Here is a 21,983-nt window from a genome sequence, read left to right as displayed (position 1 = left end):
TGACGATGCAGCTGCCTCTTTCCCGCCGCCTGTCGTTCCGTGCACTCGCCGTCGCGCGGTTTGCCGCCTTCGTGCTGGCCGCGTGCGTGCTCGGCGCCGCGCCCGCGCACGCGGAGCGCCTGAAGGACCTCGCGCAGATCCAGGGCGTGCGCGACAACCCGCTGATCGGCTATGGCCTCGTCGTCGGCCTCGACGGCACGGGCGACCAGACGATGCAGACGCCGTTCACGACGCAGACGCTCGCGAACATGCTCGCGAACCTCGGCATCTCGATCAACAACGGTTCGGCCAACGGCGGCCCGTCGTCGCTGAACAACATGCAGCTGAAGAACGTCGCGGCCGTGATGGTGACGGCCACGCTGCCGCCGTTCGCACGGCCCGGCGAGGCGCTCGACGTGACCGTGTCGTCGCTCGGCAACGCGAAGAGCCTGCGCGGCGGCACGCTGCTGCTCACGCCGCTGAAGGGCGCGGACGGGCAGGTGTACGCGCTCGCGCAGGGCAACATGGCGGTCGGCGGCGCGGGCGCCAGCGCGAACGGCAGCCGCGTGCAGGTGAACCAGCTCGCGGCCGGCCGGATCGTCGGCGGCGCGATCGTCGAGCGCGCGGTGCCGAACGCGGTTGCGCAGATGAACGGCGTGCTGCAGCTGCAACTGAACGACATGGATTACGGCACCGCGCAGCGGATCGTGTCCGCGGTCAACGCGAGCTTCGGCCCGGGCACCGCGACGGCGCTCGACGGCCGCACGATCCAGCTCGCCGCGCCGGCGGATTCCGCGCAGCAGGTCGCGTTCATGGCGCGCCTGCAGAACCTCGACGTGAGCCCGGACAAGGCCGCCGCGAAGGTGATCCTGAACGCGCGCACCGGCTCGATCGTGATGAACCAGATGGTCACGCTGCAAAGCTGCGCGGTCGCGCACGGCAACCTGTCGGTGGTCGTCAACACGCAGCCGGTGGTGTCGCAGCCGGGGCCGTTCTCGAACGGGCAGACGGTGGTCGCGCAGCAGTCGCAGATCCAGTTGAAGCAGGACAACGGCGCGCTGAAGATGGTGACGGCCGGCGCGAATCTCGCCGACGTCGTGAAGGCGCTGAACACGCTCGGCGCGACGCCCGCGGACCTGATGTCGATCCTGCAGGCGATGAAGGCGGCCGGCGCGCTGCGTGCCGACCTGGAGGTGATCTAAATGGCAGCCACGCTCCCCAACGCAAACGACCTCACGCAGCGCTTCGCGCTCGACGTGCAGGGTTTCGACGCGCTGCGCGCGCAGGCGAAGCAGTCGCCGCAGGCCGGCGCGAAGGCGGTCGCCGGCCAGTTCGACGCGATGTTCACGCAGATGATGCTCAAGAGCATGCGCGACGCGTCGCCCGACGGCGGCCTGTTCGATTCGCACACGTCGAAGATGTACACGTCGATGCTCGACCAGCAGCTCGCGCAGCAGATGTCGACGCGCGGCATCGGCGTCGCCGACGCGCTGATGAAGCAGTTGCTGCGCAATGCGGGCGCCAGCGCGGGCGGCGACACGGCGGCCGACGTCGGTGCGGGCGGCCTGGGCGGCATGGGTGCCGGCGGCCTCGGCACGGCCGGCAACGAAGGCAGCCTCGCCGCGATGAACGCGATGGCGAAGGCCTATGCGAACGCGGCGAACAACGGCGGGCTCGCCGGCGCGCGCGGCTACTCGGCCGGCAGCGCGCTGACGCCGCCGCTCAAGGGCGCGAGCGGCGTGCAGGACGCGGACGCGTTCGTCGACCGGCTCGCGGCCCCCGCGCAGGCGGCCAGCGCGACGACCGGCATCCCGGCGCGTTTCATCGTCGGCCAGGCCGCGCTCGAATCGGGCTGGGGCAAGCGCGAGATCCGCGCGACGGACGGCTCGACCAGCTACAACGTGTTCGGCATCAAGGCGAACAAGGGCTGGACCGGCCGCACCGTGTCGGCGCTGACCACCGAATACGTGAACGGCACGCCGCGCCGCGTGGTCGCGAAGTTCCGTGCGTACGACTCGTACGAGCACGCGATGACCGATTACGCGAACCTGCTGAAGAACAACCCGCGCTATGCGGGCGTGCTGAGCGCGAGCCGCAGCGTCGAAGGCTTCGCGCACGGGATGCAGAAGGCCGGCTATGCCACCGACCCGAATTACGCGAAGAAGCTGATCTCGATCATGCAGCAGATCGGCTGACGGGCCCGCCCGCTCCCGGTTCGCCCCCCTTTCGGACCGCGCCCGGCACCTTGCCGCGCGCGGTTTCAACGTTTGCGAGAAATAAATCGCCGTTTCGATCTAAACTTTCGGTCAGCACTGCCGCTAAGTGTGAGAGACCTGCGACCGGGCCCCCGTTCTGGCCCGGTTTTATTGCGCACCGGTTGCCCCGGGCGCCCATGACAAGAAAGACCGGCTAGCCATGAATATCGAAACGTCGACGGACCCCAGCCTGGATGCAGGCCACTCCGGGCCCGACTATGCCCGCCGCAATCCGCTGGAAATCGGCGTGCAGCTGCGCAACCTGGTGAACCGCGGCGATTTCCTGACCGTCCAGTATCCGGGCGGCCAGCTCGTCACGCGTCTGCTGGAGGTCGACGTCGGCGCGCGGACGTTCACGTTCGACTGGGGCGCGCTGTCCGAGCAGAACGCCGGCATCCTCGGCGCGTCGCACTGCACGTTCGCGGCCGCGCCGGAGGGCGTGCGCGTCGAATTCACCACGGGCACGCCGCGCGAGACGCGCTACGAGGGGCTGCCCGCGTTCGTCGCCGATTTCCCCGACGTGCTGGTGTGCATCCAGCGCCGCGAATATTTCCGCGTCGACGCGCCGATCGTCGATCCATTCCTGTGCCGCGGCAAGCTGCCGGACGGCGAAAGCTTCCTGTTCGAGGTGCACAACCTGTCGCTCGGCGGCGTGGGGCTGCGCACGGCCGACGAGCGCGTCGAGGCGCTCGAGGTCGGCACGCTGCTGCCGGACGTCGAGCTCGAGCTGACCGGCCACGGCAAGCTGTCGCTCGACCTGCAACTGGTGTCGCAGCGCTCGACGCAGATGCCGAACGGGTCGCGCCGCTACCAGCTCGGTTTTCGCTACATGTCGCTCCCGGGCAGCGCGGAGAACACGCTGCAGCGGTTGATCACGCAACTCGAAATGAAGCGCCGCTCGCTCGCGCGGGCCTGACGCGCATCCGGCGGGAGGCCCCCACGGGCCGCCCGCGCAACGCTGCCGGCGCCCTCGGTCGGCCGCGTCCAGCGGCGACGCACGCCCGTGCGCCGCGCGTGCATTTTTTCCTCAATTTTTTCGATCCGCGGCCGTTATACCGGGAGTCACGCAACCCGGCGGCCGCAGCGCGGCCGGCTCATCAGGATCGCGCATGTCCAACACACTCATGAACCTCGGCGTCAGCGGCCTGAATGCCGCGCTCTGGGGCCTCACGACGACCGGCCAGAACATCAGCAACGCCGCGACGCCCGGCTATTCGGTCGAACGCCCCGTCTATGCCGAGGCGAGCGGGCAGTACACCAGCAGCGGCTACATGCCGCAGGGCGTGAACACCGTCACCGTCCAGCGCCAGTACAGCCAGTACCTGAGCGACCAGCTGAACGGCGCGCAGACGCAGGGCGGCGCGCTGTCGACGTGGTACTCGCTCGTCGCGCAGCTGAACAACTACGTCGGCAGCCCGACGGCCGGCATCTCGACCGCGATCACGAGCTATTTCACCGGGCTGCAGAACGTCGCGAACAATGCGTCCGATCCGTCGGTGCGGCAGACCGCGATCAGCAACGCGCAGATTCTCGGCGACCAGCTGAAGGCGGCGGGCCAGCAATACGACGCGTTGCGCCAGAGCGTGAACACGCAGCTCACCAGCACCGTGTCGCAGATCAACACGTACACCGCGCAGATCGCGCAGCTGAACCAGCAGATCTCGGCGGCGAGCAGCCAGGGGCAGCCGCCGAACCAGCTGATGGACCAGCGCGACCTCGCGGTGTCGAACCTGTCGAGCCTCGCCGGCGTGCAGGTCGTGCGCAATGACAGCGGCTACAGCGTATTCCTCGCGGGCGGCCAGCCGCTCGTCGTCGCCGACAAGAGCTACCAGCTTGCGACCGTCACGTCGTCGTCCGATCCGAGCGAGCTCACCGTCGTGTCGCAGGGCATCGCCGGCGCGAATCCGCAGGGGCCGAACCAGGCGCTGCCGGATGCGTCGCTGTCGGGCGGCGCGCTCGGCGGCCTGCTCGCGTTCCGCCGTCAGACGCTCGACCCGGCGCAGGCGCAGCTCGGCGCGCTCGCGACCAGCTTCGCCGCGCAGGTCAACGCGCAGAACGCGCTCGGCGTCGATCTGGCGGGCAAGCCGGGCGGCAACCTGTTCACGGTGGCGAACCCGACCGTCTATTCGAATCAGGGCAACACCGGCAACGCGTCGCTGTCCGTGTCGTTCGCCAGTGCGTCGCAGCCGACGACGAGCGACTACACGCTGTCGTACGACGGCACGAACTACACGCTGACCGACCGCGCGAGCGGGTCGGTGGTCGACCAGAAGGCGGGTCCGATGCCGGTCTCGCTCGGCGGGCTGAACTTCTCGTTCTCGTCCGGCGCGATGAATGCCGGCGACCAGTTCACAGTGCTGCCGACGCGCGGCGCGCTGACCGGCTTCGGCCTCGCGACCACGAGCGGTTCGGCGATCGCGGCCGCGTCGCCGGTGGTCGCTGCGGCAGCGAAAACCAACATCGGCACGGCAAAGATCACGCAGGGCGCGGTGAGCGCCGGCTACCAGGTGCCGACGACGCCGACCAAGCTGACCTACGACGCGGCGTCGCAGTCGCTGTCGGGCTTCCCGGCCGGGACCACGGTGACGATCGCGGGCACCCCGCCGACCTCGGTGACGATCACGAGCCCGACCGACAGCGTGCCGTACAACGCGACGGCCGGCGCGAAGCTGACGATCAACAGCACCACGCAGCCGGCTCCGGCGGGCGTGATGAACGGCGTGACCGTCACGCTGTCCGGCGCGCCGTCGGATGGCGACACGTTCACGATCGGACCGTACGCGGGCGGCACGAGCGACGGCTCCAACGCACAAGCGTTGTCGCAGCTCGTCACCGCGAAGGCGCTCGGCGGCGGCACGACGACGCTGACCGGCGCGTATGCCAACTACGTGAACGCGATCGGCAACACGGCGAGCCAGCTGAAGTCGTCGAGCGCCGCGCAGACTTCGCTCGTCGGCCAGATCACGACCGCGCAGCAGTCGGTGTCGGGCGTGAACCAGAACGAGGAAGCGGCGAACCTGATGCAGTACCAGCAGCTTTACCAGGCGAACGCGAAAGTGATCCAGACGGCGGCGACGCTGTTCCAGACCGTGCTCGGCCTGTTCAACTGACCGGATTCGAGGGATAGAAGCGATGCGAATTTCCAGCGCCCAGTTCTTCCAGCTGAACGTTTCACAGATGAACGATCAGCAGGCGCAGCTCGCGCAGCTGTATCAGCAGATTTCGAGCGGCACGAGCCTGCAGACGCCGGCCGACAACCCGGTCGGCGCGGCGCAGGCCGTGCAGCTGTCGATGACGTCGGCGACGCTGTCGCAGTACGCGACCAACCAGACCACCGCGCTCGCGTCGCTGCAGGCCGAGGACCAGGCGCTGCAGAGCGTGAGCAGCGTGCTGACCGGCGTGCAGACGCTGGTCGTGCGTGCCGGCGACGGCTCGCTGGCCGACAGCGACCGCTCGGCGCTCGCGACGCAGCTGCAAGGCTATCGCGACCAGCTGGTGACGCTCGCGAACTCGAACGACGGTGCCGGCAATTACCTGTTCGCCGGCCTGAACAATTCGACGGCGCCGTTCACGGCCAGCCCGAACGGCAGCATCAGCTACGTCGGCGACTCGGGCACGCGCCAGGTGCAGATCGCCGATTCGAGCAGCGTGTCGCAGGGCGACGCCGGTTCGGCGGTGTTCATGTCCGTGCCGTCGCTCGGCAGCGCGCAGGTTCCGTCGGCCGGCGCCGGCAACGTCGGCACCGGCGCGATCAGCGCGGTGACGGTGACGGACCCGTCCGCCGCGACCAACGATCACCATTTCACGATCACGTTCGGCGGCACGCCCGCCGCGCCGACCTACACGGTGACCGACAGCTCGGCCAAGCCGCCGACCACGACGCCCGCGCAGGCCTACACGTCGGGTGCGTCGATCGCGCTCGGCAGCGGGATGACGGTGGCCGTATCGGGCACGCCGAGCACCGGCGATACGTTCGCCGTGACGCCCGGCCCGCAGGCGAGCGGCGGCGCCGACATCTTCTCGACGCTCGACTCGATGATCGCGGCGCTGAAGACGCCGGTGACCGGCAACCCTGTCGCGGCCGTGTCGCTGAAGAACGCGCTGATGACCGGGTCGATCAAGGTCGGCAACACGATGCGCAACGTGACGACGATCCAGGCATCCGTCGGCGGCCGCGAGCAGGAAGTGAAGGCGATGCAGGCCGTCACCCAGACCGCGTCGCTGCAGACGACCAGCAACCTGACGGACCTGACCAGTACCAACATGGTCACGACGATCAGCCAGTACCTGCAGGTGCAGAACGCGCTGACCGGCGCGCAGAAGGCGTACGTGCAACTGCAGAACCTGTCGCTGTTCCAGTACATCAATCCGTGATGCACGACGCGCCGGCCGCGATGTGAGCGCATGCTTACTTCGCGGCCGGCGCGTGCCGCCGCCAGCCGCGCATCATGCGCGGACGGGCGCTTCGCCGGGCCGCGCGGTCGCGCACCGGTTCTCGCGCGCGGCCTGCCGCGTTCTCGTTTGGCCGACCCTGCCTGCCGGTTCGCTTGCCAGCCCCATTTCCGCTCCGTAAACTCGCGCCAGATTCCAGACCGGCGCATCCTTCGCAGCCGGCGACCGACGACCGACAGGAGCGCTTTTCCCATGTCCGATTCCTACTTCCCGCGCTGGCGGGTCCAACCGACCGGCGCGGCCTCGCGCGTGGTCGGCCCCGACGAGCGCCTCGCGTGGCCGCAAATGGTCGCGATGGGCGTACAGCACGTCGTCGCGATGTTCGGTTCGACCGTGCTCGCGCCGCTGCTGATGGGCTTCGACCCGAACCTGTGCATCTTCATGTCGGGCATCGGCACGCTGCTGTTCTTCGTGCTGGTCGGCGGGCGCGTGCCGAGCTATCTCGGCTCGAGCTTCGCGTTCATCGGCCTCGTGATCGCGGTGACGGGCTACGGCGGCAGCGGCCCGAACCCGAACATTCCCGTCGCGCTCGGCGGGATCGTCGCGTGCGGCGTCGTGTACGTCGCGCTCGGCGCGCTGGTGCAGGCGATCGGCACGCGCTGGATCGAGACGCTGATGCCGCCCGTCGTGACCGGCGCGGTGGTCGCGGTGATCGGGCTGAACCTTGCGCCGATCGCGGTCAAGGGCGTGTCGGGCTCGACCTTCGAATCGGTGATGGCGCTCGTCACGGTGCTGTGCGTCGGCGGCGTCGCGGTGTTCGCGCGCGGGATGATGCAGCGCCTGCTGATTCTCGTCGGGCTCGTGATCGCATACGTAATCTATGCGATCGCGACCAACGGGATGGGCCTCGGCAAGCCGATCGATTTCGCGATCGTCTCGCATGCCGCGTGGTTCGGTGTGCCGAGCTTCCGCGCGCCGGTGTTCGATCCGCACGCGATGCTGATGCTCGCGCCGATCGCGGTGATCCTGGTCGCGGAGAACCTCGGCCACATCAAGGCCGTCAGCGCGATGACGGGGACCAACCTCGACCGCTACGTCGGCCGCGCGTTCATCGGCGACGGGCTCGCGACGATCGTGTCGGGCAGCGTCGGCGGCACGGGCGTGACCACCTACGCGGAGAACATCGGCGTGATGGCCGTCACGCGGATCTATTCGACGCTGGTATTCGCGATCGCCGCGCTGATCGCGATCGGGCTCGGTTTCTCGCCGAAGTTCGGCGCGGTGATCCAGACGATCCCGGGCCCCGTGCTCGGCGGCGTGTCGATCGTCGTGTTCGGGCTGATCGCGGTGACGGGCGCGCGGATCTGGGTCGTCAACAAGGTCGACTTCTCCGACAACCGCAATCTGATCGTCGCGGCTGTCACGCTCGTGCTCGGCGCCGGCGACTTCTCGCTGAAGATCGGCGGCTTCGGGCTCGGCGGGATCGGCACCGCGACGTTCGGCGCGATCATCCTGTACGCGATCCTGCGCAAGGAGAAGGAGCCGGGGCCGGTGGTGTGATGCGGGAGCGGGCGGTGCGATGCCGCCCGTCGTCGTGCATACCTCATGCACCGGTATTCGACTGCCCCTGCAGCCACGCACAGAACTGCGCGACGAGCGGATCGTCGGCCGGCGCGCCCGGCGCGATCCACCAGTAGCTGCGCGTCGCGATGCGCGGCCCGTCGAGCGGCATCACCAGGCGCCCGCTCGCGAGCTCGTCGTCGATCAGCGGCAACGGCCCGAGCGCGACGCCCAGCCCGTCGACGGCCGCCTGCAGCGCCAGGTAGAAATGGTCGAACGACTGTCGCTTGCGCCCCTTCATCGCGACGCCCGCCGCCGCGAACCAGTCGCGCCAGCCTTCCGGCCGCGTATCCGAATGCAGCAGCACGTGCCGCGCGAGATCGTCCGCGCGCGTGATCGGCGCGCGCTTGAGCAACGCCGGGCTGCAGACCGGAATCACGCTTTCGTCGAGGAAGTGGCCGCTCGTGCAGTTCGGCCAGGGGCCGGGGCCGCGGCGGATCGCGACGTCGAAGCCGTTCAGCGTGTCGAGCGGCGCGTTCGACGTCGACAGCTTCAGCTCGACGTTCGGCACGTCGCGCTGAAACCGCGACAGGCGCGGCAGCAGCCATTTCATCGCGAAGGTCGGCAACGCGTTGATGCGCAGCACGCGCGCCGCGCCGGTATTGCGCAACTGCTCGGTGGCGAGCGCGATGCTGTCGAACGCCGCGCGCACGGTGTCCAGGTAGCGGCGGCCTTCGTCGGTGAGCTTCACGCGCTTGCCGTAGCGGTGGAACACCGGCTTGCCGAGCCACGCCTCGAACCCGGCGATCTGCCGGCTGATGGCACCGTGAGTCACATGCAGCTCGTCGCCGGCGGCGCTGAAGCTTTCATGTCGTGCCGCGGCTTCAAAGGCCCGAAGCGCGGAAAAGGGCGGGAGATCGCGTGCCATGCTTGTGATTCTAGATCACAAGGGCGCGCCGATAAAATCGTTTTACCGGCATCCTGAACGGCGGTAACCTCGATTCACCGTTTGATGAGGATCCCCATGCAATCCGCTTTTCCGCCTGCCTCGCCGCCGCCTGCCGCGTCCCCTCGCAGCGTCGGCCTCGCCGAGCTGTTCACCGGCTTCCTGTCGCTCGGCCTGATGTCGTTCGGCGGCGCGTTGCCGTTCGCGCGGCGCACGATCGTCGACGAGCGCAAGTGGCTCTCCGCCGACGAATTCACCGATCTGCTCGGCCTGTGCCAGTTCCTGCCGGGTGGCAACGTGATCAACCTGTCGGTCGCCGTCGGCATGCGCTTTCGCGGCGTCGCCGGCGCGTTCGCCGGGATTCTCGGGCTGATCGCGGGCCCGACGCTCGTCGTCGTCGCGCTCGGCGTGCTGTACGCGAAGACGCAGAACGATCCGCGCGTGCAGCACCTGTTCGCGGGGCTCGCCGCCGCGGCGGCCGGGCTGCTCGTCGCAATGGCCGTGAAGGTCGCGAAGCCGCTGCTTCGGGCGCCGCGCACGGCGGCGGCGATTGCGGCGCTCGCATTCGTCGCGATCGCGGTGCTGCGGCTTCCGCTCTTGCCCACGATGCTGGTGCTGACGCCCGTCAGCATCTGGCTCGCGACGCGCCGCCGCGAGGCCGGCGCGTCGCGGCCGGCGCCGGCTGCCGCGCGCGGCACGCACGATTCGCACGACTCACCCCACGCGCAACAGGAGCGTCGGCCATGAGCGACACGCTGATCGCCATCGCGACGATCTTCAGCCAGTTGTCGCTGCTTGCGTTCGGCGGCGGCAACACGATCCTGCCGGAGATGCAGCGGCAGGTCGTGGACGTGCACCACTGGATGAGCGCGCACGAGTTCACCGCGCTGTTCGCGCTGGCCCAGGCGGCGCCGGGGCCGAACATGATGATCGTGTCGCTGGTCGGCTGGCACGTGGCCGGCTGGGCCGGGCTGCTCGTCGCGTCGGTCGCGAAGTTCGGGCCGTCGTCGATCGTCACGGTGCTCGCGCTGCATGTGTGGGAGCGCTTTCGCGACCGGCCGTGGCGTCGCTACGTGCAGCAGGGGATGATGCCGGTGACGGCCGGGCTCGTCGCGGCCAGCGCGGTGCTGATTTCCGAGGCGTCGAACCGCACCGCGATCCAGTGGGGCATCACGGCCGCGTGCGCGGTGCTGGCATGGCGCACGCGCATCCATCCGCTGTGGCTGCTCGCGGGCGGCGCGCTGATCGGGCTCACGGGCATCGGGCAGTGAGCGGCGGCCGGTAGCCGGCGCAGTGGCCGGTATACTCGGCCGGTCTTTCGGCCCGGCCACTCGCAACGGCGTGCGAGCGGCCACGTTGCCCGCAGGCAACTGCGCTTGCGGAGCCGGCCACTACATTTATGGTGCGGCAGGCGAGCGGGCGCCGTGGCCGCGCGCAAGTCGCGGTGTCCGGCGCTCGCCGCAACCGCGGAATTTCGCATCGCCCGCCGCGCGCGGCCGGGCGGCGCGCACCACGGAGGATCGATGGATCTCGACGGCGCCAGCCGCAATCTCACTGTCGCCGCATTGCTGACGCTGTCCGGCGGCTACCTCGACGCGTACACGTACGTCGGCCACGGCCACGTGTTCGCGAACACGATGACCGGCAACGTCGCGCTGCTCGGCATCAACCTGTCGGCAGGCGAATGGGCCGCCGCGCTGCATCACGTGCCGCCGCTCGGCGGCTTCGTGCTCGCGGTGTTCGTCGCGCACCTGCTCGGCCTGGCCGCGCAGCGCGGCTGGATGCGGCATACGGCGTTCGTGAGCCTGATCGTCGAAATCGCGTTTCTCGGCGTGGCCGCGAGCGGCCTCGTCGGCGCGTCGAGCGCATGGCTGATTCCGGGTATCTCGTTCGTCGCGACGCTGCAGACGCTGTCGTTCACCCATCTCGAGGAACTGTCGTACACGTCGGTGATGACGACCGGCAACCTGCGGCGCGCCGCGCAGAAGCTGTTCGTCGGGCTGATTCCGCGCTACGACGCGGGCGCGCTGCACGATTCGGCGCTGCTCGCGACGATCAGCTTCTGTTTCCTGGGCGGCGCGGTGGTCGGCGGCCTCGTGACGCGGCTCGTGCCGGACATCGCGCTGTGGGGCGCCGTGCTGCTGCTCGTTGGCGCATTCGCGGAAATCGTGCGACGTGCGTGGCGTCGCGCGGGGAACGGCGGTGCGGATGGCGACGGCGGCAACGGCGACGCGGGCGGCAGCAGCGACGGCGCGACGCAAACGGCCTGACGGCAGGCGGGCAAGCTTCAACCCGCAACCCGCCGCAACGAGCACATCGGCAATTGCGCCGCGATCCGCGTGGCCACGCCGCACCATTGCCAAACCTCGCCGCGCCGCGCGTGCCCGCCGGTACCGCCGCGCACCGTGCCACCGCCGCGCGACACAGCCCCGGCGCGGCAACCGTTGTTCCCGGACGACAATCGCGCAATTGCCGGGTATTTCAATTTCTTTCAGCGTTCGCACTCGTCTTATGATTCAGCCCACATCGCGCGCGCCATGAGCGTGTGCGATCGCCACCCGGCTGCGCACGCGGCCGGTCATGAATGGAGACACCTAAAAAAGGAACGCTCATGAAGCAGACCACCCGACTCGCAGTCATCGCAGGGGGCGCGGCGCTGGCCTTCGCCAGCCAGTACGCAGCAGCACAAAGCTCGGTCACGCTGTGGGGCGTCGCCGATGCCAGCATCCGTTACCTGACCAACGCCAACGCGAAGAACGACGGTCTGCTGTCGATGACCAACGGCGCGATCACGAACAGCCGCTTCGGCATCTACGGCACGGAAGACCTCGGCGGCGGCCTGAAAGCGGTGTTCAACCTCGAGAGCGGCGTGAACCTGCAGAACGGCGCATTCGCCGACAGCGGCCGCCTGTTCAACCGCGCGGCGTACGTCGGCCTGCAGAGCCCGTACGGCACGGTGACCCTCGGCCGCCAGAAGACGCCGCTGTTCGACCTGCTGGCGGATACCTACGATCCTCTGACCGTCGGCAACTACCTCGAAAACGCATGGCTGCCGGTCGCACTCGGCGGCGGCCTGTATGCGGACAACCAGATCAAGTACACGGGCAAGTTCGAGGGCCTGACGGCGAAGGCGATGTACTCGACCGGCACCAACTACGAATCGACCGGCGCCGGCGGCTTCTCGGGCCAGATTCCGGGCTCGCTCGGCAAGGGCAACGCGTGGGGCGTGTCGCTGTCGTACGTGATGGGCCCGCTCAGCATCGCGGCCGGCGCGCAGCAGAACAGCGACAACTCGGCGCGCAAGCAGACGATCTATCACGCGAACGTCGTGTACGCGTTCAGCAAGGCGAAGATCTACGCGGGCTACCTGCGCTCGAAGGACGACACGGGCTTCGTCGACAGCCTGCTCGCGCAGCAGACGATTCCGGTCGCGAAGGGCACGGGCCGCATCGACGACGGTCCGTTCGCGGGCGTCAGCTGGCAGGTCAGCGCGCCGCTGACGCTGACGGGCGCGTTCTACTACGACCACATGCGCAATGCGATGACGACGAACGGCACGCTCGCGAGCGGCAATCGCTACGCGATCGTCGGCATCGCCGAGTACGCGCTGAGCAAGCGCACCGAAATCTACGGCACCGTCGACTTCAACAAGACGAACGGCGCGGCGAACGTCGAGCTGCCTGGCCGCAGCAACCAAACGGGCATCGCGATCGGCCTGCGCAATATCTTCTGACGAACGTCGGAACATGCATGTGCCGGCGTCGTCCGGCGCACATCGAAGAGGCTCCGCGGAGCCTCTTTTTTTCGTCACGCGCGCTTCATACGCGCACCCGACTATTCGGCAGACGCTCCATTGCGGAAGTCCCGCGCCGTAAGCGATCCGTCGGCAATCCACAACATACTTTTACAGTCCGCGCGGGGGCTTTCCGCTACGCTGCGTGCATCGCGCGTTGCACGCCGCCCGGCATGCGCGCGCGTCGTTTCGCTGGCGCGCCGCGAGCGCGGCCAGCCGGTGCGTAACTTGTGTATCCGGCGATGACAAACGCGGTCCGCCGGTTTTCTTTCGTGGGACGATGCGCTCACGATTTTCTTGAAAGGGGATGACGATGGGTATCCTGAACGTCGTGGGCGAGATCGCCGGCGCAGTCGCCGCCGTCGAAGGCGTGGAAAAGGTGGATCCGGATGCGGGCCTGCTGACCAAGGCGGCCGCGGCCGTCGCCGGTTTCAAGGGCGCGGAGGCGATCGAAGGCCTGCTCGAGAAGAAGGACGAGCAGCCGCAGCAGGCGGACGATACGCAGGCGACGGACGGCAGCGACACGTCGCAGGCATGAGCATGGCGGCCGGTCCGGCCGCGGGCGCGCCCTTCGCGCGCCCGGGCCGACCGGTGCCGCGCAATCGGCAGGTCGGGCATGCGGTCGATCGGTGACGCATGGCACAACCGCCAGCCGGTTTGATCGGCGAGAGGCCTCGTCTCTCGCCGTTTTTTGTTGGGCGCGCGGCACGCACCATGCGCCGCACGAATCCCCGAATCTTGCTATCGTCACCCCATCCGAACTGCGATGAGGGAATGCGATGGATTTCGACTATGACCTGTTCGTCATTGGCGCCGGCTCGGGCGGCGTGAGGCTCGCGCGCATGTCCGCGTCATACGGCGCACGCGTCGGCATAGCGGAAGAAGAGCAGATCGGCGGCACCTGCGTGCTGCGCGGCTGCATCCCGAAGAAACTGCTGGTCTACGCATCGCACTACCCGCACGAAGTCGACGACGCGAAGGGCTTCGGCTGGACCTTCGGTGCCGGCACGCTCGACTGGCCCGCGCTGATCGCCGCGAAGGATCGCGAGATCAACCGGCTGAGCGACATCTACATCAGCCTGCTGCGGCAATCGGGCGTCGACATGCACGCCGGCCGCGCGACGCTCGTCGATGCGCATACCGTCGCGATCGGCGAGCGCACGATCCGCGCGCGCCACATCGCGATCGCGACCGGCTCGCGGCCGTCGCTGCCGCCGCGGCCCGGCATCGAACATGCAATCACGTCGCGCGAGGCGCTGTCGCTCGCGACGCTGCCCAAGCGCATCGCGGTGGTCGGCGGCGGCTATATCGCGGTCGAATTCGCGGGCATCTTCAACGGCTTCGGCAGCCACGTCGACCTGTTCTATCGCGGCGAAAAGATCCTGCGCGGCTTCGACGACGACGTGCGTCAGTTCCTGACCGACGAGATGACGAAGCAGGGCGTCACGATTCATCCGCGCGCGGTGATCGAATCGATCGAGCGCGCGAGCGACGGCACGTTGTTCGTGCATGTCGGCGACACGCGGCACGGGCCGTACGATCAGGTGCTGTATGCGACCGGCCGCGTGCCGAACGTCGACGGGATCGGGCTCGAGCAGGCGGGCATCCTGCTCGATGCGCGCGGCGCGATTGCCGTCGATGCGTATTCGGCGACGTCGGTGCCGTCGATCCACGCGATCGGCGACGTCACGTCGCGGCCGCAGCTCACGCCGGTCGCGACGCGCGACGCAGGCTTGCTCGCGCGCACGCTGTTCGGCGGGTCGCGCGTGGCGGTCGATCACGCGTACGTGCCGTCGGCCGTGTTCAGTCAGCCGGAGGTCGCGACGGTCGGCCTGACCGAGGCCGATGCGCGTCGCACGCTTGGCGACGTCGACATCTACCGCACGTCGTTCAAGGCGCTGCGCCACACGCTGTCGGGCCGCGACGAGCGCACGCTGATGAAGCTCGTCGTCGCGCGCGACAGCCAGCGCGTGATTGGCGCGCACATGGTCGGCCGCGATGCGGGCGAGATCATCCAGGGCATCGCGATCGCGATTCGCGCGGGTGCGACGAAGGCGCAGTTCGACGACACGATCGGCATTCATCCGACGGCGGCCGAGGAGTTCGTGACGATGCGGCAGAAGGTGGCCGATTAGCGGAAACGGACACCGCACGCGCGTTTGCACCGATGCCCGCGCGTGCGGCTGGCCTGCCGGGGTGCGTATCGGCCGATCGGTCGTCCGTTCACGGCAATGCCGAAGGCCCGTGCGCGCCGGAGTCAAGCGCGTGTCCCATATCAGTCGGAAATGCGTCGATTCTTCTCAAGAATCCCCGACTCGACAAGCGGACTTGGTATGATCGCGAAAAATCACATACGGGGCCGATCATGCGCGATCAACAGCGCAGCAATCAGAATGACGGGGTAACCGGCGCACGCGAACCTGTCGCGTATCGCATTGCCCATCCGCTTCGTGCCGCCACCCATCCGTTGCGGGCACTTCTCCTCCCTATACCGCTATCGCCGGCCCGGCGATGAATGCGTACGCGCGCATCGCCTCGATGCGCGCGTGTCCGCTCGCGCCGCAGCCGTTTCAACCGCCGGATCGTTCGCGAGCCGGCGCGCCCGTCCGGGCATTCTTTCCATGCAAGGAGACCAGTAGTGAACATTCAGACACGACGCACCGTCCTCGTGGCGGCAGCGGTCGTCGCGGCGCTGTCCGGCTGCGCGACCGAATCGTCGCGCACGCTCGACGTGCCGGCCGTCAGCAGCGCGCAGAAGCCGTACGCGGGCAAGCCCGTCGCGATCGCCGTCGGCAAGTTCGACAACCGTTCGAGCTACATGCGCGGCATCTTCTCCGACGGCATCGACCGCCTCGGCGGACAGGCGAAGACGATCCTCGTCACGCGCCTGCAGCAGAGCCGCCGCTTCAACGTGCTCGATCGCGAGAACCTCGACGAGATCAAGCAGGAAGCGGGCTTCATGAAGAAAGCGCAGGCCGTGAAGGGCGCGAACTACGTGGTGACGGGCGACGTGACCGAGTTCGGCCGCAAGGACGTCGGCGATCATCAACTGTTCGGCATTCTCGGCCGCGGCAAGACGCAGGTCGCGTACGCGAAGGTCAACCTGAACATCGTCGACACGACCACGTCGGAAGTCGTCGCATCGAGCCAGGGCGCGGGCGAGTTCAGCCTGTCGAACCGCGAGGTGATCGGCTTCGGCGGCACGGCCGGCTACGATTCGACGCTCAACGGCAAGGTGCTGGACCTCGCGATCCAGGAAGCCGTGAACCATCTGGCGGAGCAGGTCGACGCCGGCGCATTGAAGGTCGCGCAGTAAGCGGCGCGCGATACGCCGCAGCGGGCGCCGGGGCCGGCGCCGCGCTCGACCGATTCACCACGACATCAAAAGAGAACAGACCATGAAACGGGGTAACTGGCTGCCGGCGACGGCCGCCGTCTTGCTGCTCGCCGGCTGCGCGAGCTCCACGCCGCCACTCTATCAGTGGACCGGCTATCAGCCGCAGGTGTACGAATACTTCAAGGGGCAGAAGTCGCCGCAGGAGCAGATCGACGCGCTCGAAAAAGCGCTGCAGGACATTCGCGGCAAGGGGCATACGCCGCCGCCGGGCTTCCATGCGCATCTCGGCATGCTGTACGCGAGCATCGGCAGCGAGCAGCAGGCCGAACAGGAACTGCAGGCCGAGAAACAGCTGTTTCCGGAATCCGCGACCTACATGGATTTCCTGCTGAAGAAGAAAACCGGTGCGCCGAAGGCCGCTGACTCGAAAGCAGCGGGCCAGAAGGCGGCCGATCAGACGGTTGCCGGCCAGAAGAACGCCGATCCGACCACCGCCAAACAGTGAGCGACGTACCAGCCATGTTCAAGACCTTCTCATTCAAGCTGCTGTCCGTGCTGTCGCTCGTCGCGTTGCTGAGCGCGTGCGCGCAGCCGGTGAAACGGCCCGATTACGCGGCGTTCAAGAAGAGCCAGCCGCGCTCGATCCTCGTGCTGCCGCCCGTCAATGCAACCTCCGATGTCGGCGCGACCTACGGGATGCTGTCGCAGATGACGCTGCCGCTCGCCGAGTCGGGCTATTACGTCGTGCCGGTCGCCGTGATGGACGAGACCTTCAAGCAGAACGGCCTGACCAACGCGGCCGAGATCCAGGAGACGTCGCCCGCGAAGCTGCGTGAGATCTTCGGCGCGGACGCCGCGCTGTATTCGAAGGTGTCGCAGTACGGCACCGTCTACCGGATTCTCGCGAGCGCGACGGTCGTATCGGCATCGGCGAAGCTCGTCGATCTGCGCACCGGCGACGTGCTGTGGCAGGGCCGTGCGAGCGCGAGCAGCGACGAAGGCGGCAACAACGGCGGCGGCGGCTTGATCGGCATGCTCGTGGTGGCCGCGGTCAAGCAGATCGCGAATACGTTGATGGACCAGAGTCACGACGTCGCCGCGTTCACCAGCAGCCGCTTGCTGTCGGCCGGGCCGCCTGCCGGCTTGCTGTACGGTCCGCATTCGCCGAAGTACGGCACGGACTGACCGGCGCATACGGCACGCGGGCATCGGCAGGTGTCCGTTGCGCCGCCGTGTAGCGATCCGATCGAACGGCTGCGCGCGAGCGCGGCCGTTTTTCCTTGTGCATCGGCATCGCGGGCACGCGGACGTGCTCAATGCACGCCGAACGCGTCCAGCAGCCGATACCAGCTCATCGCGAGCACCAGCGCCGGCGTGCGCAGCGCGTGGCCGCCCGGGAAGTCGCGATGCCGGATCTTGCCGAACAGGTCGAAGCGGCTCGCCTGTCCGTCGATTGCTTCGGCGATCAGCTTGCCCGCAAGCGCGGTCGTATTCACGCCGTGCCCCGAAAAGCCCTGCGCGAAGTACGTCGTCGGCGCGATGCGGCCGAAATGCGGCGCGCGGTTCATCGTGATGTCGACGAACCCGCCCCATGCATAGTCGATCTTCACGTCCGCGAGTTGCGGGAACGTCTTCAGCATGTCGGCGCGCATCGCCGCGGCGAGATCGCGCGGTTCGCGCGTCGAATAGCTGACCTTGCCGCCCCACACGAGCCGCGTGTCGGGCGCCGGCCGGAAATAGTCGAGCACGAAGCGGCTGTCGCAGATCGCCGCGCGCGCGGGCATCAGCGCGGCGGCGCGCGCTTCGCCGAGCGGCTCGGTCGCGATCACGTAGGTGCCGACCGGCATGATCTTCTTCGACAATGCGGGCGCGAGCGTGCCGACGTAGGTGTTGCACGCGAGCACGACGAAGCGCGCGCGCACGTTGCCGCCGCTCGTCTCGACGACGTGGCCGCCGGACACGTCGCGCACGCGTGTCACGCAGCTGTCCTCGTGGATGCGCACGCCCGCGTCGATGGCCGCCCGCGCGAGACCGAGCGTGTAGTTGAGCGGATGGAGGTGGCCGCTGTCCGGGTCATACAGGCCGCCGCAATAGCGGGCCGACTGCACGTAGTCGCCGAGTTCGTCGGCTTCGACGAAGTTGAAGCGGTCGTAGCCGAAGCGCTTCGCGGCTTCGTCGCGCCACCGTTTCAGCGCATCGGCGTCGCGCTCGGTATTGGCCGCGGTCAGGTAGCCGGGCACCAGCGCGCAGTCGATGTCGTGGCGCGCGATGCGCGACTTCACGAGCGACAGCGTTTCCAGCCCCATGTCCCAGATCCGCTTCACGTCGCCTTCCGGCATGAATTGCGCGAACGTGTCGATGTCGCACGCGAAGCCGCCGATCAGCTGGCCGCCGTTGCGGCCGCTCGCCGCCCATCCGACCCGCGACGCTTCGAGCACGGTCACCGAATGGCCGCGCTCGGCGAGGTTGAGCGCGGCGGACAGGCCCGTGAGGCCCGCGCCGATCACGCACACGTCGGCGTCGGTGGTGCCGGCGAGCGGCGCGTGGCGGGTCGAGTCGTTGGCGGTCGCCGCGTAGTACGACGCGACGTGCGGCTGGTTGGCGAATGTCTGCATGATGAGGAAGGCGGAGTGAGAGGACTCAGAACAGCTCGCGCACGCGGTGGTACAGCATCCCGAGCTCGAGCGCCGGTTGCCGCCATGCGTCGCCGCCGGGAAAGCGCCGGTGACGCACGCGTGCGAACAGGTCGAACGCGCGCGTGTCGCCTGCGATCGCGCCGGCGACCGCGCGTCCGGCGATCCCGGTGAGCGCGACGCCGTGCCCGCTGAAGCCCTGGACGTAGAAGAAGTTCGGATCGATCGCGCCGAAATCCGGCGCGCGGTTGCGCGTGACGTCGACGAAACCGCCCCACGCGTGCTCGACGCGCACGTCGCCGAGCTGCGGGAACACGCCGACCATGCGCTGCCGGATCGCTTCGGCGAGCGCGGCGGGCGACGCGCCGGCCGAATTCGCGCGGCCGCCGAACAGCATCCGGTCGTCGGCCGACAGCCGGAAGTAGTCGAGGAAGAAGTTGTTGTCGCACACGGCTTCGCGCCGCGCGATCAGCGCGTCGGCGCGCGCGCGGCCGAGCGGCTCGGTCGCGATGATGTACGACGCGATCGGCGCGATGCGCGCGGCGGTCGCGGCCGGCAGGATGCCGCCGGGGCCCGCGTTGCAGCACGACACGACGAAGCGGCAGCGCACTTCGCCGGATGGCGTGCGTACGACGGGCCGCGCGCCGCGCACGACGTCGAGCGCGGGCGTGTGCGCATACAGCGCGACGCCCTCGCGGCGCGCGGCATCGGCGAGGCCGAGGCAATACCTGAGCGGATGCAGGTGACCCGACAGCGGATCGTGCACGCCGGCCAGATAGCGCGTCGATGCAATGCGCGTGCGGATCTCGCCGGTATCGAGCCACGCAAGCGACGGATGGCCCCAGCGCGACGTCGCGGCGTTCATCCACGCGCGCAGGTCGTCGACGCGGCGCGGCTTCGTCGCGACCGTCAGGTAGCCGCGGGTGAAGTCGCAGTCGATCCCGTAGCGCGCGATGCGTTCGGCGATCAGCGCGACGCCGTCGAGCGACAGCGACCAGGCGGCGCGCGCGCCGTCGGCGCCGAGCTGTTTCTCGATCACCTCGTCTTTCGCGAAGCCGGTGATCGCCTGGCCGCCGTTGCGGCCCGACGCGCCCCAGCCCGGCCGGTTCGAATCGATCACGGCGACCGACAACCCGCGCGCGCGGCACTCGAGCGCCGTCGACAGGCCCGCGAAACCGGCGCCGATCACGCAGACATCGACGTCGATCGCATCCTCGAGGATCGGATCGTCGGCCACGGGCCGTGCGGCCGTGGCTTCGTAGTACGAGTCGCGCGCGAGCGCATCGGCGCGGCGGGTGAAAGACTGCGTCATGAAACCGACTCCCTCGACAAGGCTGCAACCAATACGCAGCCGAAAAACGGCGCGGGACGCCATGCGTGCGGCACGGCGTCCCGCGCGTGCTGCATCAGAACGAATAGATGAACTGCGTCGCGAGCAGGTCGTTGGACTTGCCGTACGACCCGTCGTTGCGCAGGAACACCTTGTTGTTCGCCCAGTCGTGCCGGTATTCGACCTTCACGGTGATCTGCTGGGTCGGATAGAACAGCAGGTCGAGCGCGACGTCCTGGCGCACCGCACCCTTGCACTCGAAGCCCAGGCCGCCGCCGGCCTTCGACTGCGCGAGGCAGTCCGCGTCGACGCCGAAGCCGTTGCTCGGATCCATCCCGTTCCCGTTCAGCGCGATGCCGCCACCGCCGCCGCCGTTCTTCGAGTTGGCGAGCAGGTCATAGCGCAGCGTCACGCCCATGCGGCCGACCACCGGCGCGTTGAACTTGCGGTGCGCGAGCAGCGACAGCCCGTACCACTGCGCGAGCCCGCCGTTGAACGCCGCATGCTGCTGCCGGCCGTAGTCGACTTCGGCGTTGTACTGAATATCGGCGAGCGTGTAGGTCGCATCGAGTTCGCCGAAGAAGAACGTGCCGTAGGCGCTCGGCGCCGCGCCGCCGGGGCCGTAGTGGACATTGCCCTGGTCGTCGATCGCACTCGCCAGCGTCTGCCGCCCGATGTTGAACGAGCCGCCGAGATCGAGCGCGCTCGACCACGTGTAGTCCGCGCGCGCGGTGAAGGTCGGCACCTTGTTGCTGGTGGTGATCGGGTCGCCGAGCGCGTTGGTGCCCGTCTGCGTGACCGAACCGTAGGTGCGGTACTGCTCGTTGCCGAGGAAGAACTTCCACGCCCAGGCGCCCTTCGTGTAGTTCGCGCCGACACCGACGTAGCTGCCCGGATCCGAGAAATCGTACAGCAGGTTGTGCGTGAGCGTGAGCATCTGGTTCGACTGCTGCACTTCGTAGCCGCCGAAGCTCGGGATCAGGCCGGCGACGAGCGTCGTTTCCGCGGTGATCGGCACGTTGATGACCGCCGTGTTCAACAGGTTGTCGGTGATCGAGCCGCGCGAGTTCTGCAGCAGCGTGATGCCGTTGCCGCGGTTCGGCATCAGCGTGATTTCGGCCGACGGCGCCATCGGGCCGACGCCGAACGTCTTCTTGATGTCGAGGTAGAGATCGCCGAACGTGCTGTTGAAGTAGTTGTACGCGTTCTCGTGGTTCGCGAACAGGAACGACGACGTGCCGGCCGCGCGGTTGTAGATGTAGGTCGGATCGATGTAGCCGGTGACCGACAGGCCGGCGAGCGGGCCCGTGGTGGCCGCGTCGGTCAGCGAGTCGACCTTCAGCTGCTGGTTCGCGATCTGCTGCTTCATTTCGCTGACCTCGTCGTTGGTCAGCGTGGCCCGCGCCTTGCCGTAATCCGGCGAGCCCGGGTCGGCGGCGACCGCGACGGCGTTGCCGCCGCCGGCCATGCCGCCGCTCGCGCCGGCCGGCACGGGCGCCGCGCCGCCCGGCTTCGCGGCGAGTTGCGCCTGCATCGCCTTCATCTGTTTCTGCAGCGCCGCGACCTGCGCCTGCAGCGCCTTGATCTCGGCGGATGTCGAACCGGCCAGCGCGATGCCCGGCAACGCGCCGGCCACCAGCAGGCAGATCAGTTTCTTCTTCATTGCGGATTCTCCTAGTCGTGCGCCTGTCAAATCGGGATCGAATCGCGCGCCCCCCTGGGGCAGCGCGTCATGCTTGTCTGCACTGCTTGTTATCG

19 protein-coding genes are annotated in these 21,983 nt (G+C 68.5%); 15 read left to right on the top strand and 4 right to left on the bottom strand.

The window, feature by feature from the left end; all coding sequences use genetic code 11:
• Positions 1-5 precede the first annotated feature (5 nt).
• The 6 genes from CFB81_RS15555 to CFB81_RS15530 all read left to right on the top strand — a co-directional run bounded on the left by CFB81_RS15555 (position 6) and on the right by CFB81_RS15530 (position 8,186).
• Positions 6-1,181, top strand: coding sequence for a flagellar basal body P-ring protein FlgI (locus CFB81_RS15555; RefSeq protein ID WP_069621034.1), 1,176 nt, complete (start codon positions 6-8; stop codon positions 1,179-1,181).
• Positions 1,182-2,174 carry a flagellar assembly peptidoglycan hydrolase FlgJ gene (gene flgJ, locus CFB81_RS15550; protein ID WP_089435742.1) on the top strand — a complete coding sequence of 331 codons (993 nt, stop codon included), beginning with the start codon at positions 1,182-1,184 and terminating at the stop codon, positions 2,172-2,174.
• A 220-nt stretch (positions 2,175-2,394) separates the two neighbouring features.
• Positions 2,395-3,150 (top strand): flagellar brake protein, encoded by a 756-nt coding sequence (locus tag CFB81_RS15545; protein WP_069621009.1) that lies wholly within the window; start codon positions 2,395-2,397, stop codon positions 3,148-3,150.
• Positions 3,151-3,343: 193 nt separating this feature from the next.
• On the top strand, positions 3,344-5,344 hold the full coding sequence (gene flgK / locus CFB81_RS15540; RefSeq protein WP_089435741.1) for a flagellar hook-associated protein FlgK: 2,001 nt from the start codon (positions 3,344-3,346) through the stop codon (positions 5,342-5,344).
• A 22-nt stretch (positions 5,345-5,366) separates the two neighbouring features.
• The gene (gene flgL / locus CFB81_RS15535) at positions 5,367-6,608 is read left to right on the top strand and encodes a flagellar hook-associated protein FlgL (protein ID WP_069621011.1); all 1,242 of its coding nucleotides are present in this window, start codon (positions 5,367-5,369) and stop codon (positions 6,606-6,608) included.
• A 270-nt stretch (positions 6,609-6,878) separates the two neighbouring features.
• Positions 6,879-8,186 carry a solute carrier family 23 protein gene (locus CFB81_RS15530; protein ID WP_089435740.1) on the top strand — a complete coding sequence of 436 codons (1,308 nt, stop codon included), beginning with the start codon at positions 6,879-6,881 and terminating at the stop codon, positions 8,184-8,186.
• A gap of 43 nt (positions 8,187-8,229) precedes the next feature.
• On the opposite strand, the gene CFB81_RS15525 is transcribed toward CFB81_RS15530, so the two are convergent.
• Entirely contained in the window at positions 8,230-9,114 is an 885-nt protein-coding gene (locus CFB81_RS15525) for a transcriptional regulator GcvA (protein ID WP_069621018.1), read from the bottom strand.
• Positions 9,115-9,210: 96 nt separating this feature from the next.
• Between CFB81_RS15525 and CFB81_RS15520 the strand changes: the two genes are divergently transcribed.
• From CFB81_RS15520 to CFB81_RS15480, 9 genes are all read left to right on the top strand, one after another.
• Positions 9,211-9,879, top strand: a complete 669-nt coding sequence (locus CFB81_RS15520; RefSeq protein ID WP_089435739.1) for a chromate transporter — start codon at positions 9,211-9,213, stop codon at positions 9,877-9,879.
• Entirely contained in the window at positions 9,876-10,403 is a 528-nt protein-coding gene (locus CFB81_RS15515) for a chromate transporter (protein WP_089435738.1), read from the top strand. Before CFB81_RS15520 ends, CFB81_RS15515 begins: the two co-directional genes overlap by 4 nt.
• A 252-nt stretch (positions 10,404-10,655) precedes the next feature.
• A complete protein-coding gene (locus tag CFB81_RS15510) occupies positions 10,656-11,402 on the top strand; it encodes a YoaK family protein (RefSeq protein WP_069621020.1) in 747 nt (248 codons plus the stop codon).
• Between the two features lie 341 nt (positions 11,403-11,743).
• Positions 11,744-12,865 carry a porin gene (locus CFB81_RS15505; RefSeq protein WP_069621021.1) on the top strand — a complete coding sequence of 374 codons (1,122 nt, stop codon included), beginning with the start codon at positions 11,744-11,746 and terminating at the stop codon, positions 12,863-12,865.
• 373 nt (positions 12,866-13,238) lie between these two features.
• Entirely contained in the window at positions 13,239-13,463 is a 225-nt protein-coding gene (locus CFB81_RS15500) for a hypothetical protein (RefSeq protein WP_050014343.1), read from the top strand.
• A gap of 241 nt (positions 13,464-13,704) precedes the next feature.
• Complete coding sequence (gene gor, locus CFB81_RS15495; RefSeq protein WP_089435737.1) at positions 13,705-15,060, top strand: glutathione-disulfide reductase; 1,356 nt, start codon at positions 13,705-13,707, stop codon at positions 15,058-15,060.
• A gap of 509 nt (positions 15,061-15,569) precedes the next feature.
• Positions 15,570-16,241 carry a CsgG/HfaB family protein gene (locus CFB81_RS15490; protein WP_185716591.1) on the top strand — a complete coding sequence of 224 codons (672 nt, stop codon included), beginning with the start codon at positions 15,570-15,572 and terminating at the stop codon, positions 16,239-16,241.
• 82 nt (positions 16,242-16,323) lie between these two features.
• On the top strand, positions 16,324-16,767 hold the full coding sequence (locus CFB81_RS15485; RefSeq protein ID WP_089435736.1) for a DUF4810 domain-containing protein: 444 nt from the start codon (positions 16,324-16,326) through the stop codon (positions 16,765-16,767).
• Positions 16,768-16,781: 14 nt separating this feature from the next.
• Complete coding sequence (locus CFB81_RS15480; RefSeq protein WP_089435735.1) at positions 16,782-17,447, top strand: DUF799 domain-containing protein; 666 nt, start codon at positions 16,782-16,784, stop codon at positions 17,445-17,447.
• A gap of 128 nt (positions 17,448-17,575) precedes the next feature.
• Here the strand turns inward: CFB81_RS15480 and CFB81_RS15475 are convergent, their stop codons facing one another.
• From CFB81_RS15475 to CFB81_RS15465, 3 genes are all read right to left on the bottom strand, one after another.
• Positions 17,576-18,877 carry an FAD-binding oxidoreductase gene (locus CFB81_RS15475; RefSeq protein WP_089435734.1) on the bottom strand — a complete coding sequence of 434 codons (1,302 nt, stop codon included), beginning with the start codon at positions 18,875-18,877 and terminating at the stop codon, positions 17,576-17,578.
• 25 nt (positions 18,878-18,902) lie between these two features.
• The gene (locus tag CFB81_RS15470) at positions 18,903-20,207 is read right to left on the bottom strand and encodes an FAD-binding oxidoreductase (RefSeq protein WP_089435733.1); all 1,305 of its coding nucleotides are present in this window, start codon (positions 20,205-20,207) and stop codon (positions 18,903-18,905) included.
• 94 nt (positions 20,208-20,301) lie between these two features.
• Positions 20,302-21,888 (bottom strand): DUF3138 family protein, encoded by a 1,587-nt coding sequence (locus CFB81_RS15465; RefSeq protein ID WP_089435732.1) that lies wholly within the window; start codon positions 21,886-21,888, stop codon positions 20,302-20,304.
• Between the last annotated feature and the right edge of the window lie 95 nt (positions 21,889-21,983).

Origin of the sequence: Burkholderia sp. AU28863 (assembly GCF_002223195.1) — a bacterium.
Lineage (GTDB): Bacteria > Pseudomonadota > Gammaproteobacteria > Burkholderiales > Burkholderiaceae > Burkholderia > Burkholderia sola.
The sequence above is the reverse complement of the archived record's forward strand: the minus strand, read 5'-3'. Positions and strand labels throughout refer to the sequence as shown.

Coding starts and splice junctions, on each gene's coding strand:
- flgK (WP_089435741.1), top strand. CDS start 3,344: ATGTCCAACACACTCATGAACCTCGGCGTCAGCGGCCTGAATGCCGCG.
- CFB81_RS15500 (WP_050014343.1), top strand. CDS start 13,239: ATGGGTATCCTGAACGTCGTGGGCGAGATCGCCGGCGCAGTCGCCGCC.
- CFB81_RS15520 (WP_089435739.1), top strand. CDS start 9,211: ATGCAATCCGCTTTTCCGCCTGCCTCGCCGCCGCCTGCCGCGTCCCCT.
- CFB81_RS15480 (WP_089435735.1), top strand. CDS start 16,782: ATGTTCAAGACCTTCTCATTCAAGCTGCTGTCCGTGCTGTCGCTCGTC.
- flgL (WP_069621011.1), top strand. CDS start 5,367: ATGCGAATTTCCAGCGCCCAGTTCTTCCAGCTGAACGTTTCACAGATG.
- CFB81_RS15525 (WP_069621018.1), bottom strand. CDS start 9,114: ATGGCACGCGATCTCCCGCCCTTTTCCGCGCTTCGGGCCTTTGAAGCC.
- CFB81_RS15465 (WP_089435732.1), bottom strand. CDS start 21,888: ATGAAGAAGAAACTGATCTGCCTGCTGGTGGCCGGCGCGTTGCCGGGC.
- CFB81_RS15545 (WP_069621009.1), top strand. CDS start 2,395: ATGAATATCGAAACGTCGACGGACCCCAGCCTGGATGCAGGCCACTCC.
- CFB81_RS15485 (WP_089435736.1), top strand. CDS start 16,324: ATGAAACGGGGTAACTGGCTGCCGGCGACGGCCGCCGTCTTGCTGCTC.
- CFB81_RS15510 (WP_069621020.1), top strand. CDS start 10,656: ATGGATCTCGACGGCGCCAGCCGCAATCTCACTGTCGCCGCATTGCTG.
- CFB81_RS15475 (WP_089435734.1), bottom strand. CDS start 18,877: ATGCAGACATTCGCCAACCAGCCGCACGTCGCGTCGTACTACGCGGCG.
- flgJ (WP_089435742.1), top strand. CDS start 1,182: ATGGCAGCCACGCTCCCCAACGCAAACGACCTCACGCAGCGCTTCGCG.
- CFB81_RS15530 (WP_089435740.1), top strand. CDS start 6,879: ATGTCCGATTCCTACTTCCCGCGCTGGCGGGTCCAACCGACCGGCGCG.
- CFB81_RS15555 (WP_069621034.1), top strand. CDS start 6: ATGCAGCTGCCTCTTTCCCGCCGCCTGTCGTTCCGTGCACTCGCCGTC.
- CFB81_RS15470 (WP_089435733.1), bottom strand. CDS start 20,207: ATGACGCAGTCTTTCACCCGCCGCGCCGATGCGCTCGCGCGCGACTCG.
- CFB81_RS15515 (WP_089435738.1), top strand. CDS start 9,876: ATGAGCGACACGCTGATCGCCATCGCGACGATCTTCAGCCAGTTGTCG.
- CFB81_RS15505 (WP_069621021.1), top strand. CDS start 11,744: ATGAAGCAGACCACCCGACTCGCAGTCATCGCAGGGGGCGCGGCGCTG.
- gor (WP_089435737.1), top strand. CDS start 13,705: ATGGATTTCGACTATGACCTGTTCGTCATTGGCGCCGGCTCGGGCGGC.